Annotated in this window: 12 protein-coding genes, 7 tRNA genes and 5 pseudogenes; 6 read left to right on the plus strand and 18 right to left on the minus strand. The window is 35.1% G+C overall.

Features of this window, described 5'->3' with window-relative positions; genetic code table 11:
• Positions 1-128 precede the first annotated feature (128 nt).
• The 3 genes from BXO87_RS16525 to BXO87_RS16535 all read left to right on the plus strand — a co-directional run bounded on the left by BXO87_RS16525 (position 129) and on the right by BXO87_RS16535 (position 1280).
• Positions 129-572: an Rrf2 family transcriptional regulator gene (locus BXO87_RS16525; RefSeq protein ID WP_038457041.1), complete on the plus strand. Its 444-nt coding sequence runs from the start codon at positions 129-131 to the stop codon at positions 570-572.
• 116 nt (positions 573-688) lie between these two features.
• Positions 689-790 (plus strand): hypothetical protein, encoded by a 102-nt coding sequence (locus BXO87_RS21050; RefSeq protein ID WP_225307344.1) that lies wholly within the window; start codon positions 689-691, stop codon positions 788-790.
• A gap of 148 nt (positions 791-938) precedes the next feature.
• Positions 939-1280, plus strand: a complete 342-nt coding sequence (locus BXO87_RS16535; RefSeq protein WP_015239219.1) for an MmcQ/YjbR family DNA-binding protein — start codon at positions 939-941, stop codon at positions 1278-1280.
• Positions 1281-1542: 262 nt separating this feature from the next.
• Here the strand turns inward: BXO87_RS16535 and BXO87_RS16540 are convergent, their stop codons facing one another.
• The 10 genes and pseudogenes from BXO87_RS16540 to BXO87_RS20740 all read right to left on the minus strand — a co-directional run.
• A complete protein-coding gene (locus tag BXO87_RS16540; protein ID WP_007609622.1) occupies positions 1543-1968 on the minus strand; it encodes a MaoC family dehydratase in 426 nt (141 codons plus the stop codon).
• A 125-nt stretch (positions 1969-2093) separates the two neighbouring features.
• A pseudogene (locus BXO87_RS16545) lies at positions 2094-2445 on the minus strand (cystatin-like fold lipoprotein); the annotation flags it as partial.
• 160 nt (positions 2446-2605) lie between these two features.
• Positions 2606-2920 (minus strand): MarR family winged helix-turn-helix transcriptional regulator, encoded by a 315-nt coding sequence (locus BXO87_RS16550; protein WP_076851403.1) that lies wholly within the window; start codon positions 2918-2920, stop codon positions 2606-2608.
• 339 nt (positions 2921-3259) lie between these two features.
• Positions 3260-4663: an MFS transporter gene (locus BXO87_RS16555; protein WP_032873021.1), complete on the minus strand. Its 1404-nt coding sequence runs from the start codon at positions 4661-4663 to the stop codon at positions 3260-3262.
• Between the two features lie 38 nt (positions 4664-4701).
• Positions 4702-5068, minus strand: a pseudogene (locus BXO87_RS21055) (BCCT family transporter); the annotation flags it as partial.
• 725 nt (positions 5069-5793) lie between these two features.
• Positions 5794-5933: pseudogene (locus tag BXO87_RS20625) on the minus strand (IS1595 family transposase); the annotation flags it as partial.
• Positions 5890-6018 (minus strand): hypothetical protein, encoded by a 129-nt coding sequence (locus BXO87_RS21060; protein ID WP_228842191.1) that lies wholly within the window; start codon positions 6016-6018, stop codon positions 5890-5892. The gene BXO87_RS21060 and the pseudogene BXO87_RS20625, both read right to left, overlap by 44 nt.
• Positions 5975-6130: pseudogene (locus tag BXO87_RS20665) on the minus strand (tetratricopeptide repeat protein); the annotation flags it as partial. The gene BXO87_RS21060 and the pseudogene BXO87_RS20665, both read right to left, overlap by 44 nt.
• 480 nt (positions 6131-6610) lie before the next feature.
• Positions 6611-7135: an NAD(P)H-dependent oxidoreductase gene (locus BXO87_RS16570; RefSeq protein WP_038457036.1), complete on the minus strand. Its 525-nt coding sequence runs from the start codon at positions 7133-7135 to the stop codon at positions 6611-6613.
• 212 nt (positions 7136-7347) lie between these two features.
• Positions 7348-7434, minus strand: a pseudogene (locus BXO87_RS20740) (hypothetical protein); the annotation flags it as partial.
• Positions 7435-7904: 470 nt separating this feature from the next.
• Between BXO87_RS20740 and BXO87_RS16575 the strand changes: the two are divergent.
• From BXO87_RS16575 to BXO87_RS16585, 3 genes are read left to right on the plus strand one after another with little or no spacing between them, the layout of a single operon-like run.
• The gene (locus tag BXO87_RS16575; protein ID WP_032873017.1) at positions 7905-9626 is read left to right on the plus strand and encodes a ribonuclease YeeF family protein; all 1722 of its coding nucleotides are present in this window, start codon (positions 7905-7907) and stop codon (positions 9624-9626) included.
• 11 nt (positions 9627-9637) lie between these two features.
• Positions 9638-10156: a hypothetical protein gene (locus BXO87_RS16580; RefSeq protein WP_032873014.1), complete on the plus strand. Its 519-nt coding sequence runs from the start codon at positions 9638-9640 to the stop codon at positions 10154-10156.
• Between the two features lie 8 nt (positions 10157-10164).
• The gene (locus tag BXO87_RS16585) at positions 10165-10623 is read left to right on the plus strand and encodes an SMI1/KNR4 family protein (RefSeq protein WP_038457034.1); all 459 of its coding nucleotides are present in this window, start codon (positions 10165-10167) and stop codon (positions 10621-10623) included.
• Between the two features lie 179 nt (positions 10624-10802).
• Here the strand turns inward: BXO87_RS16585 and BXO87_RS21065 are convergent, their stop codons facing one another.
• The 8 genes from BXO87_RS21065 to BXO87_RS16625 all read right to left on the minus strand — a co-directional run bounded on the left by BXO87_RS21065 (position 10803) and on the right by BXO87_RS16625 (position 14125).
• Positions 10803-13172: a P-loop ATPase, Sll1717 family gene (locus BXO87_RS21065; RefSeq protein ID WP_038457033.1), complete on the minus strand. Its 2370-nt coding sequence runs from the start codon at positions 13170-13172 to the stop codon at positions 10803-10805.
• Positions 13173-13425: 253 nt separating this feature from the next.
• Positions 13426-13509: transfer RNA gene (locus tag BXO87_RS16595), tRNA-Leu, on the minus strand.
• A 68-nt stretch (positions 13510-13577) separates the two neighbouring features.
• Positions 13578-13659 (minus strand) — tRNA-Leu (locus BXO87_RS16600).
• Positions 13660-13667: 8 nt separating this feature from the next.
• Positions 13668-13743 (minus strand) — tRNA-Lys (locus BXO87_RS16605).
• A 33-nt stretch (positions 13744-13776) separates the two neighbouring features.
• Positions 13777-13851 (minus strand) — tRNA-Gln (locus tag BXO87_RS16610).
• An 11-nt stretch (positions 13852-13862) separates the two neighbouring features.
• Positions 13863-13937, minus strand: a tRNA-Glu gene (locus tag BXO87_RS16615).
• Between the two features lie 19 nt (positions 13938-13956).
• A tRNA-Ser gene (locus tag BXO87_RS16620) sits at positions 13957-14047 on the minus strand.
• Positions 14048-14050: 3 nt separating this feature from the next.
• Positions 14051-14125, minus strand: a tRNA-Asn gene (locus BXO87_RS16625).
• Positions 14126-14227 lie beyond the last annotated feature (102 nt).

A 14227-nucleotide genomic window follows, 5' to 3' on the forward strand; every position in this document is an offset into this window, starting at 1 on the left:
CACCTTAGTTATTTGTCAATACTTTTATCATCTTGTTAATTGAGCATATTAGAGTAAAAGAACTTGTAATACATTCAGTTACAAGTGTACTATTAAGAGTGTAAAGTAATTAGGATGGTGAAGAAATCATGTCTATTAGCAGCCGTTTTGCTGTAGGAATTCATATATTGGCTCTTATTGAAATAAATGAAGACGGAATTAGCACTTCTGAATTTTTAGCTGGAAGTGTAAATACAAATCCCGCCTTCATAAGAAAAATTATGGGGATGCTGAAAAAAGCAGGTTTAGTAAATGTTCGGCCAGGTATTGCAGGAGCTGAATTAGCGAAGGATTTAACTGAAATCACCTTACTTGATGTTTATAGAGCAGTTAATGTTGTTCAAGATAAAGAATTGTTTAGTATACATGAAAATCCCAATCCTCAATGTCCTGTAGGCCGGAACATTCAAAGTACAATTGGTCCAATATTTGAAATCGCCCAATCTGCCTTGGAAAAAGCTCTTGGGCATATCACAATTGAGGATGTGGTAAAGGATATTATTGAAAAAGAAAAATTGATCAATAATTGTTAAATGATTCACAGAAAATCTTTTATCATATTGAATCCAGCCCCGAATTGATATTGATTTTTTGATTAAAAAAGTGGCTTTTTTATGAAAAAGAACAGACATAAAGTCTGCTTCTTTTGATGAAAGATTTAGATTACGGTAAGGGATATAAATATGCTCATGATACAGAGGAAAAATTAACGACAATGCAGACGATGCCAGATTCTTTAATAGGGCGTTGAGTATTACTATCCAACAACTCAAGGTTCAGAAGCTAAGTTCAAACAAAGACTTGAGGAAATCTCGGATTGGTATAAAAGAAACCGCAAATCTTAGTTTAAACGAATATGTTCTGTATATAAAAATTATGAGGTATGGAGTGAATTGATAATGAATTATGATGAAATTAAAGATTACTGCCTAACCTTTCCAAACTCTTATGAAGACCATCCTTTCGGAGATGGTTGGACTGCAATTCGGCACAAAGGGAATAAGAAAATATTTGCACTTATCTTCACTCGCGACGAACACTTATGTGTCAACCTTAAATGCGAACCTGAAAGGGCTGATTTTCTACGTGGTCTTTTTGAAGAAATCAAGCCCGGATACCATATGAACAAGGAGCATTGGAATACTCTTACCTTAGATGAGGGACTCCCAGAGCACCAAATCCATGACATGGTAAAGTACAGCTTTGAACTGACAAAACCAAAAAGTAAAAAGGAAACATAACATCGAAGGATAGAACGCTCATTATAGATATCCATCCGGTGCAATTGTACAGAGGAATATGCAAAAACTTCAAAGCAGCAATTTTTAAATTTGTATTTACGAGATGATTTTTTCGTTATTGTTAGTCCTTTGTTTCTTGACATAGGTTGAACAAATAAAAAAGAGCAGACTCAAAGTCCACTCAATTAATTAAGATGATTGCTCATTTCATCCAGACACCTATTAAAAATGAAAGGTGACGATGATATGCCACAAAGGTCATTTAGCGTTTAATTAATACTGATAACTCACCTTCAAACACTTTTTCCTCTTTCTGATTATAGGTAGATAACAATACAGTAAGTATCCCCGTCTGGCTTTTATTTGGTTTTTTATCAATAACCTTAACAATAGTGTGCAGTTTATCATTAGGGTAAACGGGTGCTAGGAATTTTATATTATTCATTCCTGTCCCAGCAATAATATCGTCTTCATGACGCCCTTCTTCAATCCAAAGCTTAAAAGTAATAGATAACGTTTGTATTCCAGAAGCAATAATTCCATTAAATCTGCCCATTTTTGCTTTTTCTTCATTTAAATGCATGTATTGTGGGTCATACACTTCTGCAAAATTCATTATATTCTCTTTTGTTAATTCAAAAGATTTAGTTTGAAAAACCTGCCCGATGGTGAATTCATCCAATTTCATAAATAAATCTCCTTGAATCTTAACTTTATTATTAAATCTACGTAGCATTTTAACATACTGGCTCTCACACAACAACTTAACGGTAAAACAATTGTTCCCCTATCAGGAATGAACAAGCACATTGTTTTTGTTTCCTTGCCTTTAACCTCTTTATAATCAGGTGTTTTCTTATAAAGACCAAGGCGGTCGCCATCACCATCACCCGGCATATGTGCCATTTCCTCATAAGAATCTCCAAGCTTCTCATAATAAGAATAAGCAGTCAGCCTACGAGAACTTTCTTCTGGCTGATAAAACGCAAGTTGAATATATTTCCCGTCATCATATACACAAATTATGGCGTTATCTCTTTTGTGCTCATCTGATTCTGCTCGCATTTCTTTTCTGACTTTCTTCTCCTGCTTCATCACTTCATTAATCATTATCATATTTACTACCGCCGCACGCAGTCAGCAGAAGGATGAAGGTGACTGACAAATCATACGACCTACTATAAGTAAGTGGACAGTAACAGGTAAATTTCTATAAACAAAAAATACCAAGGGTGTCAAAACCCTTGGTATCATTGATGCGGCCGAGAGAACTTGAACCTCCACGGGTTATTCACCCGCTGGGCCCGCCATCTATATTCATAAAACTATTGCTCAGTTGTCAGCATTTGAAGTAAATTACGAATTTCCTTGTTATAACTTTTAATTTCTTCTTCATTACAACCGGTTTTATCAAATACTGCATTAGGTATCATTGTGACTTTTTCTTTAAACTCATTCCCTTCAGTTGTTAACGTAATAATTACACTTCGTTCATCCTCTTTTGAACGCTCTCTTATAATAAGACCTCGCTCCTCAAGTCGTTTTAAAACTGGAGTTAATGTTCCGGAGTCCAGATATAATTCTTCGCCTAAACCTTTAACAGATATTTTTTCCTTCTCCCATAAAACAAGAAGAACCAAATACTGTGATTAGCGTACAAGTTCTCGTTTTCTGCTTTGGACCCCATATAGAAAATAAAAAGCCAGCTCTCCTTCGGGAGAAGAACTGGCATAACAAAGCTTCTTGCTTCTTATTTTGCTGTATTGCTCGGACCTTTTAATTTCTCTTCGCTCTTGCGTCAATGTTTTATTATTAGGACACAACCAATAAAATAATGACGATCGAGAATAGCAACACTGCTTTTGCAAAGCAGTAAGCCCTCCAGAATATAAAAGAGCTGCAGTCATTGCTGTTCGGATAATCCCAGCTTATTCTGAGTCTGCATTTCGAGTAGCCGGTCAATTAAATGGATGTTTTTTTCATTCCTTTTCTGTTTGTTCCATTTTCCACCACAGTGCATCTTTTGGATTTTCAACAGCTTCTTGAAACTCAGCTTTAGAAGCAACTGTTGGGTAAGAACCTTTTAAAGATTTACCTGAAGTATCTTTAAATAAGGTTAACACAACTATTAAGCCAATTAAACTAACTGCTAATAAATAGAAACCCGGCGCCAAATTGTTTCTTGTCACATGGGTTAACCAAGAAGCAACTAAAGGTGTTGTTCCACCAAAAATAGAAACTGATAAGTTGAATGTCCAGGATAATGTACGATATCTAATGTCAGTATGGAACAACGTAGGTAAAGAGCCTGGCATAGTGCCTTCGTATACAGATAATACAATACCTAACATTAAAAGTCCTATAAATAAGAATGTTATATTCCCCATATTAAGAAATTGAAAAGAGATAATCGAAAATACAATTCCTAATACTAATCCAATTGATATAACTTTTTTATTTCCTAATTTATCTCCTAGTTTACCGAAAGTTAGAGCGAACGGTACCATAATAATCAATACAATTGCTGTAACCGGTGTACTTATATTATCACTTATACCAAGGTTCTCATCTAAATAAGAAGGCATATAACCTAACAATAGGTAATTGGTTATATTGAAAAATGCCACAAATACGATACATAAAAAGATATCTTTTTTATATGTTTTAATGACTTCTAATAAACCGGGTTGTTGTTCTTGGTTTTCAGAGATGTCATTTTCAAAGATTGGTGATTCATCTAAATGACTTCTCAAATATAAACCAAATAATCCTATTGGAATACTTAAGAAGAAAGGAATTCTCCATCCCCAACTATTCATTTGAACATCAGATAAAGTCCAGAAAAGTACTGTAACTAAAACAGAAGCTACTATATAACCAGATAATGTGCCGATTTCTAAACCGCTGCCTAACCTTATACGCTTATTATCTGGAGAAGATTCTGCGATATATACCATTGCACCAGCGTACTCTCCACCCACAGAAAAACCTTGCAGAATACGAGCTAAGAGTAATAATATAGGGGCCCATACACCAATCTGATCATAGGTAGGAAGCACACCAATTATTAAAGTAGATAAAGCCATCATTAAAATAGTAATTGTTAATACTATTTTCCGACCAAATTTGTCACCAACTTTACCAAAAATAATTCCGCCTACCGGTCTAAGCAAAAAGGCAATTGCAAATGTAGCAAAAGTAAATATTAACTTTAATTCATCGTTTTGAACTGGACTGAAAAAGTTTTTACTAATAATAACTGCCAAATAAGAATATAAAGCAAAATCAAACCATTCCATCGCGTTTCCTATCCCTGTAGCAAACACGCTTTTCTTCGCTTTTTGAATGTCTACAACGTTAATTTTTTTCTTGTTAAACTTCATTTAATAATATCGACTCCTTAATTATCAAATCCACATTATACAAGCGCATAAACAGTCCAAGCATGCAGTCCCAGAATGTATAGCGTAATGCTTCTCTAAAAGTCTGGGGGTTTCTGTTTCACCTGATGGAGAGCTAACGGCATAGTGGATGATTGGTTCAACTGTACCTTAAAAGACTAGACTAATATCCATATCAGCGCCAAATAACATTGTAAACCAGGAAAGAAGGATGAAATTCAGTTTTTTCGCTGGTTTCCTTAACTTATTTTTGCCGATTGGACTAAAAATAATACAAAAAGCAACAAAAAGAGAAACATCCAACAGATAATACCAGCCAAAGCGGTTAGTGATATATCCGTGGGCTGTGGTTGGTATTTTCTGCAGAATATTTGGAGAAATGATTCCCCTTCATACAGCTCTATTGTGAATATTATCACAATCGAAAAAAAACTTTTATTTCTTCAAAGTATCCTAAACCTTTATTTTAGTTCTTCCATTACGTCTTCCAATATGTTTATTATAAGATTGATGTCGTTCCTAAGAATTATTTACTGATTCTATCTTTATTACCCCACAATCAGGTGAAACAAAACACTATAAACGTACCATACCTTTTTAAAATCTGACAAGCTCCACAGGGTGATAGAAACCCGGCTAAAGCCCAGCTAGTCAATGGATAGAAGAAATTTTTTTGTTTTTCCCAAGGAATAACCGTCTGCGTTTAATCCAGCCCAATTAGAAAGAAAAAGAGCAGGAGTAATCCTGCTCTTTCATTCAAAACTTTAATTTGTATGAAGAATGTCGTATACCTTTTCGACTTTCTTTACCTATTAATCAGTATGCAGACTACAACAGAAATAAGTTGCACCGGGTATGAAATAATGGATGCATTTAAACAGGCCAATCACCGACAATTGAATTTATTGCATGACACCTAACAAAATTATTTTTTAAATCCAGCTGGAAATAAAGAAACATTTCTTAGGTAATGGTTTTATTTTTGGTAAATCGACATGTATTTGTATCCCCTTCCCTGTAATCCAAATGTTTCGATATGAACATTTAATCCTTTCATACATTTATCACAATTTTAACAAACTTTTAACTGAACTTGGTAAGTTGAACAAGGATTAAACATTGAATTTTGACAATTTCAAACTGTCATATGTTTCCATCATATCAAAAGAATCTCTTTAATGTGTTGTTTAGTGCTTTCGTTACGGCGACTATCGACGAATAAGAACCAAGCAAAGTATTGTCCACATAGTTTGAGTATTTTGATCACTTTGCAAATAAGTTATTGAAAACACACTACCTAAAATCACTGCAGCCAATAGACACCGGCTGATTTTCATCAATAATCTCCCCTTTTTTAATTTTCGTAGAGAGCATTAAGCTTCCTCGTTCATGAAAATAATCAGCGACTTCGATAGAAAAATTTTCAACACCAGCAAACATTTTCCTCGAAGTCTTCTTCCTTGCTTAGCAGCACTTTCTCTGCTTTTGCAAATTGGAGTTTGAGGCATTAGTAACTACCTATAATGATGAAAATATTTGTGCGATGTCTACTGCAGATGACTTACTTTAGGTAAGTGGGCAGATTGTGGGCAGTAGATCATTTAAAAATAAGCACAAAAAAATACCAAGGATCTCTCTATTACCCTTGGTATCATTGAGATGCGGCCGAGAGGACTTGAACCTCCACGGGTTATTCACCAGCTGGGCCCTCAACCTAGTAAAAACCTATCATGAGTTACAAAAACTTTTATTCAAAGCACCTGTTTATTTTATTTATACTTATTTTCATCATTTTTCATGAATTCTGAGCACAAACCGGGCACCTATTAGAGACCAAGGAAATCTGCATTTCATCAAGAAATATGTACTCATCGCCCTGCTGTAATTAGTTTCACATCATTTATTTCAGCTTCCCTCGCGAATACCGGATCAATGCTCAGCTTTAAGATAGTCAACCAATTTCTCCGCACTGTTCTTAACATCTTCTTTTGAAAGGTGAAGTGTCCCATATTGTGTAAAGGCAGGAAGAAAACGCATTCCTATATAGTTAGCAGTGACTTGAAACGGTCTGATAAGCTCGCTGATCGTGATATTATATTCTCCGCCTGCTTGATAATCAGATTCCTGTGCGCCTAAGGAGATAGCTAAGAGTAGTTCTTTTCCATGCAATTTAGTACCTCCAGTTCCATAAGCCCAGCCATGTGTTAACACATCATCTTCCCATTGTTTGAGTAACGCGGGACTGCTGTACCAATACATTGGGAACTGAAAAACGATACGCTCATGATCTAACAGGAGCTGCTGCTCTTTTTCTACATCAATGATAAAATTAGGGTATTCACCGTACAGGTCATGAACCGTAATGTCATTCTCTTGCTTTAAACGATTCATCCAGGTTCTGTTGACAACAGACGTTTCCAAATTAGGGTGTATAACGATAACTAATGTTTTCATTTGGCTGATTATCCTTTCTTCGCCGATTAGTTATTATTGCTTTTGCGATAATGAATTGAATCTAATTTTAAAATAACAACTTATTTACACCTATTTTATCCTTTTTCATGAATTCAGGGCAACTAATTGGACACTGATTACATTAATAGCCCAAAAAAGGCTTAACCTTTTAAAAAAGATTAAGCCTTTTCAGTACCCTTATGCCCCTATCCTATTATCTCGTGTCTAAATTCTAATAGCTGATCATATAACAAGGCATCTTTGTTTTCCTCCATGCTTAGCAATACTTTCTCTGCTTTTGCAAATTGGAGTTTGAGGCATTAGTAACTATCAATAAATAATGAAAATATTTGTGCGATGTCTACTGTAGATGACTTACTCCAGGTAAGTGGACAGTTTGTGGATAGTAGATCATTTAAAAATAAGCACAAAAAATACCAAGGATCTCTATTATCCTTGGTATCATTGATGCGGCCGAGAGGACTTGTACCTCCACGGGTTACTCACCCGCTGGGCCCTCAACATTGTAAATCCGTATCACTGATTATGAAAGCTTGTTTTCATTACACTTTCTAACACCACATTACATCATTTCTATAGGTTTGAATGAATTATGGTTAATAATTGGTGAGAAAAAAAACCCCCTTAATTCCCCACTTCTCGAAATCTCATTACGTTCAATTCATTACCTCTTCTTCAACAATTTTTTCGAACTTCACATCCTATCCATGGTAATATTTAGATATAAACTTACTGAAAGGATTGTCCAATGAAAGTATTTGAAGCAAAGTCTTTGTTATCTGAAGCTGAAAACCGAGCAAACGATTATAAAGAGTTGAAAAATCAAATGATTAATTTAAGAAAAGCCTTTACGGCAGTTGCTGATCTTGATGATAGTGAGTTCTCTGGGAAGGGAGCAAACAATATTAAAGCATTTTTTCACGATCACACCGGTGTAGCTGATCAATGGATTGATTTAATTGATATGAAAATCGCTTTCCTTACTAGCATCTCCGGTATTCTGGAAGATGCCAGCTTATCTGATGCATATATCGAAGAATCCTTCTTAGAACACGAACTGGCAAACGCATATAGAAAATCACAAGCAATTATGTCCGAGCAGAAGAAAGCAATGAAAGATATACTGAGTGATATTGATGACATTCTTCCACTTGATTTATTTTCAACAGAGGCTTTTAAGGATGAGCTCTCGTCCGCCGAAAACAAACGAAAAAAAACTATTGAGAAAATAGGCGATACAGACGAGAACTTAAAAACTGAATATGCAATGACTGAACCTAACGAACAATTTATTAAAGCAGACTTTCAAAAGTTACAGGAGTCAACAGGTAGGGGCAAAAACGCTTCACCTATACATTATAATGCCAAGGCTTATCGCGAGAGTGACATACATAAGAAAAAAGGCGATATCGAAAAGCGGTCTGAAGCTTATTTAAAGCTCAAAAAAGAGGAAGCTAAACAACGCGAAATTAAAGATTTGAAAAAACAGCTTGTAAATGTAACAGATCCTGACGAGTATTTAAAAATTGCTGAAAAAATTGGATACGAAAATTTGGAGCCTGACCAAAAAGTTTATTTCCGCCAGCTCGAAGAACTTCAACAAAAAGCCGAAATCGGAAAAGGTATTGCAGTTGGAATGTATGAAGCAGGTAAAGATACCGTGATGGGTCTCTATCAACTTGCAATGCACCCTATTGAAACGCTTTCTGGAACGGTGAACGCCGTCTTACATCCAATCGATACTTATAAGATCATAGCAAAAGACATAGAAGACACTTTCCAACGTGATATGATTAATGGAGATAGCTACAGCAGGGCAAAATGGGTGTCCTATGTCGGCAGCACTGTTGTTCTTGCAATAGTTGGTCCAAAGGGTATTGATAAAGTATCCAAAGTTGCAAAAGCCGGTTCAAAATTTGCTGCAATTAAGACACTTGAAGTTTCAAAAACAGGAATAAAAAAAGGGATTGAATACGTTAAAATACCAAATGTTTTTGAACAACAATATGCAATGGCTGGCGGTTCAGGGACTTTTCCTTTCAACACAATTGATGGGGAGAGTTATAAAAACTCTGCACTTGAAGTTTTTAAGAACCAGTCTGCTACACATGGTATAAAAAAAGCAAAGCCGCATGAAGTTGTAAACGAATTAGAGACTTTTCAAAGCAGGAAATACATTTTTGGAGGACAATCATTTCTTATTGATAAACGTGGAATGAAGCATATTTTAGAGCGCCATCATCCTAGTTTATGGGATGGTTCAGTTAAGTCTCGTCAATCTTTTCTCAATAAAGAGATGACTGTTAGCGATGTTGCAGATGCGATAGAATCAATCATGAAACAAAACCGTGAAGAGTTAGTACAAAAAGGAACAAAATTCAGTTATCAAATTAGAGGAACGTATAAGGGTCAGCAATATGTTGTAGGCTTTCAAAAAGGAAGAGTAGGTCAATTCTATCCGGAAAAATAGGAGAGGTAAGAATGTTTTATATACAATCATTAATTCTCAAGCCAAATAAGAAGATAAAGGATCTTTCAGTCTTAAAAAAGAATGTTAACGATTACTTTGTCCCCCTTAACAATATAGAGGGACTAAAGAGCATAAAACCACAGTTAGACTCTTACTATTTATGTGGGGCGATTATTTTAAAATATGGTGAACAAGATTTGCTTGATGTCACTATGTGGGACTTGGTTGACCAATTGTGGGCTTATTTTTTAAATCTAATTGAAGAAGCTATTGAAACGGGAAAAAGCGAAACTTATTTTCCAGATCAACCCCTTCTATTGAAAATGAAATCAATATCGAATGATATGTTGTTATTTGAAATTGACCAAAAACAAAAAGTATTACTACCGAAACTTGATTTTTTTGAATCACTTTTAAAGAATGCGAAAAGTTTCTTTGAAACTATGAATTTTGTTTTAGAAGAAAACTGTGATTATGAGTATGAACTTAATAAGATCGATGAATTGCAAACCAAAATTAAATGTATGTGAGGTTAAATGTGAATTACTCTGGAGTGAAAAAGTTCTTTGAAGAGAATAAAAAATATTCAATTCTTACTGAAAGCGTCACTGATAAACAAATTAAAGAGATAGAAGAAGACCTCAAAGCAACCCTCCCAGACAGTTATAAGTGGTTTTTAACTGAATATGGTTCAGGAGGCGCGTTCGGGACTATGATACTCGGTTATGACTCTCATGGAGCTGAAGTTGTAGAACAAACCAAAGAATACAGAACGTTCTACAATCTTATACCAGGTCTTGTTGTTATTGAGTATATAGATGAATTCTCTTATTGTCTTGATACAAATAAAATGGCAGATGGAGAATGTCCTGTTATCCTTTGGGACAACCATGAAGGATATGGTTATACAGCTGCAAATAATTTTCTTGAATTTCTTCTTCAGCAATTGAAAAAAGGTAAAGAGGACTTAGACGAAGATCAGGATTGGGAGGATTAATATTTTACTACTCTTCTTAAAAAAGTACTAATTGTACAATAATATCCAAATAAATTAAAGTATTCTCAAAAAATACTAAGCACAGCACCTGTTCAACAAAATAGAACTGGTTCTTCTTTATATAGCTAAAGGGAAATTCAAATAAAACATACCAAATTTGTTTGGTATGTTTTTTAAATTTAAACTATTTGATCAAACGTCTCTATTGGCTCAATACCAAGGTAAGCATAAAAGGCTGGATTAATCCGATATCTTTTAGACTTTTTATTTCTTTGAGCAAGTTTGTCCGAGAGTTTATCAATTATTTTGGGAGGCCTTTTGCCACCATAATATTCAAATGTGTCCTTCTGTGTTTCTTTTCCAAGAAACGTTAATTCACAAAGAATTTTTATTACCTCATCTATATTTTGAGAGGTACAATTTTGCAAACATTCTATAAGTCTTTCTTCAGAGAGGATTGGCTGTTCTCCGACAAATTCATAAAAAATAGATTCAAGATCCTCAACCCTATTCCCATTTTCAGGGAACAAAGAAGACAAGGCATATTCTGAATAAGCGTATTCAGCAGCTAGAAAATCTTCTTCTTCAACTGTAGCATGTCCTTTATTCACTGCTTCTTGTAAAGCAGATTTAAAAAAGAAAATTATATCTCTAGGACGAGGAATTATTAAATTAGAAATAAAGTTCTTTAATGGAATACCATTTACATTTTCACAAAAATACTCTTTCCAAAGTGCCTCAGGGCTAGTAACACCGTTATTACTATAGTCAATTCTATTTTCAATAATTCTAAAAAGCATTATAGGTTCATTCCAAGACAAATTTTTGTAAGGGACCTTGTCTCTCTCGTCAACAAAGCTCATAAGTCTAGAATAGATATCACTTCTTAAAAAAACTATTAAAGAAAGATTGACTTTTACATGTTTATATGAACTTTTATGAAATTCATCTGTAACCTTATGAACAACATTTAATAGACCTGATAATAATTGACTCATACTTTCTAGTTCGGCACTATCATTCCATCCCTTGTCTAAATTATCTATTAATATGGTGACTTTCTCCTTATTTTCTAAAACCATTCCCAAATGATTTCTTAACTCTTTAATCATGGTTTCATGTAAGTATTCACTTACTCTTAATCTATTTTCTTCCATGCTCTCTTCGGCTGATAAAGAACTTAAGTTATTAACTACATTTTCTAGTCTTAATGTAAAATCAGCGTTTATTATTCTTTCTTGTGTCTTGACAAAACCTATAAAATTATCTTCTTCTTCAGTTCTTTGATAGTGAAGAGGTAAATTATCAAGGTACTCAAAAAACTGTCTACCAATCTCCGTGTATATTAGAAATTTCCATACACTCTCTATTAAATGTCCTTGTTCTGATCCTTTCTTTAAGTTGCTAATAATTTTTAATACACCTTCAAATTCATGACCTTGTGGCTGGATAGATACCACAAAATTTCTCTTGTCTTCTCTCATTTCACTTCTAATTTTAATTAAATTCGCAGTTTTCCCAGTGCCTTTACGTCCTACAAATAAAACTTGTTGTGCACTTAACGCTTCTTTATACTCAGCAGTTTCTAGAAAATACTCGACTAAATCATGATTTTCATTTTCTGCTACATGATCACCTATTAAAAGGTTCGATAACTTTCCTAGGGCCTTTTTTTCTTGTTTAAATTCTGAATGATCTGAACTCTTCTCGTTGAATTTGTTAACAATTGGTTCAAACCATTCTTTAAATAATGATTCACATTCTTCCGTATTTCTATGTGTCTTTAAAACATCCTCAAAATCCAATGGAGATTTAAACTGATCATGAGCTAGCAATATAGTTTTTTTTCCTAACCCAACTGACAAACCCGCTATAAGAGATTTTCTTGCAGTAATCAATGGCTTATCTTCTTGAGTATCCTTATTGTGAAAATGTATTACTGTTCCTAAAGCATTCGGCAATAAATTTAGATACCAACTTAATGGTTCACGTCCCTCATAAGGATCGTCCATCTTTTTAGGTAATCTTGATTTATTTATTATAGAGTCTATTTTGCTTGACTCATTTGTATTGATTTCGCATTTCATATATATTAAATTACTGTTTATTTCAGCATGTTCAGGTCTAAGGTCAATTTTAGTTAATGTTCTGTAAGGGCTATCGTGATAAAATTTTTTAACAAGCTCATCAGAATTTTCGTAACCATTGTAACCAATAGTAGTAATAGCTCTTAACATTTTGTAATTCTTAACAGAATCACGATGCGCAGTATTTAGCGTAATCCATATTTTTTTTTCTTTTGCAATAGCATAACCTAATTCATACAGTACATTAGGATTTAAGTATGTAAGATCACACATAAAAAGGTCACATTGTTCAATTGCCTTTAAAATGTTTTTTATTATAAATTTCCCGGAAATCTCGTAATCTTCCCATGTTGTAATTTTAATAGAGTGGCCTCTATTGATCTCTTCAACTGATTCACGAATATCTTGTAATAAGTCGGGCCTATGTGATGGATATGCATAAAAAGCCTTTGGAATTGCCATTGTCTACATCTCCTTTGAATTAATTATATCACCTAAAGTTTTATAATAAAAGAAGAATTTGGAACTCTTTTTATTTTCAAATTAGACACAATTCATCTCCTGCTCTAGTCCCAATCAGAAAAATTGAAAAGTTTCACAATTAAGGCTTACTTTAAGTAACTGGTGGGTTTTGGTGAGCAAGTCCTTTTTCAAGGCCGTATTTTCAGCATAAAAAAAAATACCAAAGGTGGTTAAACCCTTGGTATTTTTGAGATGCGGCCGAGAGGACTTGAACCTCCACGGGTTATTCACCCACTAGGCCCTCAACCTAGCGCGTCTGCCATTCCGCCACGACCGCGTGCTATGAAGCTGTCTTTCCACTAAGCATATAAGCTAGTGATGATGATCAGCACTTTGAAAATAAAGTGCGGGTGAAGGGACTCGAACCCCCACGTCGTAAGACACTAGATCCTAAGTCTAGCGCGTCTGCCAATTCCGCCACACCCGCGTGACAAGTGGTGAGCCATGAAGGACTCGAACCTTCGACCCTCTGATTAAAAGTCAGATGCTCTACCAACTGAGCTAATGGCTCGCTCTAAAAGTGATTCAAAATTTTTAAATAAAATGGCTGGGCTAGCTGGATTCGAACCAACGCATGACGGAGTCAAAGTCCGTTGCCTTACCGCTTGGCTATAGCCCAACGAAGGTAAATGGTGACCCGTACGGGATTCGAACCCGTGTTACCGCCGTGAAAGGGCGGTGTCTTAACCGCTTGACCAACGGGCCGTCTGGTTGAGAACTTATCTGGCGGAGAAGGAGGGATTTGAACCCTCGCGCCGCTTACGCGACCTACACCCTTAGCAGGGGCGCCTCTTCAGCCACTTGAGTACTTCTCCATATGGCTCCACAGGCAGGATTCGAACCTGCGACCGATCGGTTAACAGCCGATAGCTCTACCACTGAGCTACTGTGGAATAATCAGACTTTCTTTATTATAAATGATGCGACATATTGTGTCAAGAAGCAACATTTATTTTTTTAAGAAAGTGTCGTTGTCTCTCAACGACTTTTATAAT

The sequence above is a fragment of the Bacillus sp. GZB genome (genome assembly GCF_001975995.1).
GTDB lineage: Bacteria > Bacillota > Bacilli > Bacillales > Bacillaceae > Bacillus > Bacillus velezensis.

Excerpts from the sequence above, each read along its gene's own strand:
- BXO87_RS21065 (WP_038457033.1), bottom strand. The coding sequence starts at position 13,172 with ATGGCAATTCCAAAGGCTTTTTATGCATATCCATCACATAGGCCCGAC.
- BXO87_RS16570 (WP_038457036.1), bottom strand. The coding sequence starts at position 7,135 with ATGAAAACATTAGTTATCGTTATACACCCTAATTTGGAAACGTCTGTT.
- BXO87_RS21050 (WP_225307344.1), top strand. The coding sequence starts at position 689 with ATGAAAGATTTAGATTACGGTAAGGGATATAAATATGCTCATGATACA.
- BXO87_RS16555 (WP_032873021.1), bottom strand. The coding sequence starts at position 4,663 with ATGAAGTTTAACAAGAAAAAAATTAACGTTGTAGACATTCAAAAAGCG.
- BXO87_RS16535 (WP_015239219.1), top strand. The coding sequence starts at position 939 with ATGAATTATGATGAAATTAAAGATTACTGCCTAACCTTTCCAAACTCT.
- BXO87_RS16580 (WP_032873014.1), top strand. The coding sequence starts at position 9,638 with ATGTTTTATATACAATCATTAATTCTCAAGCCAAATAAGAAGATAAAG.
- BXO87_RS16575 (WP_032873017.1), top strand. The coding sequence starts at position 7,905 with ATGAAAGTATTTGAAGCAAAGTCTTTGTTATCTGAAGCTGAAAACCGA.
- BXO87_RS16540 (WP_007609622.1), bottom strand. The coding sequence starts at position 1,968 with ATGAAATTGGATGAATTCACCATCGGGCAGGTTTTTCAAACTAAATCT.
- BXO87_RS21060 (WP_228842191.1), bottom strand. The coding sequence starts at position 6,018 with ATGAAAATCAGCCGGTGTCTATTGGCTGCAGTGATTTTAGGTAGTGTG.
- BXO87_RS16525 (WP_038457041.1), top strand. The coding sequence starts at position 129 with ATGTCTATTAGCAGCCGTTTTGCTGTAGGAATTCATATATTGGCTCTT.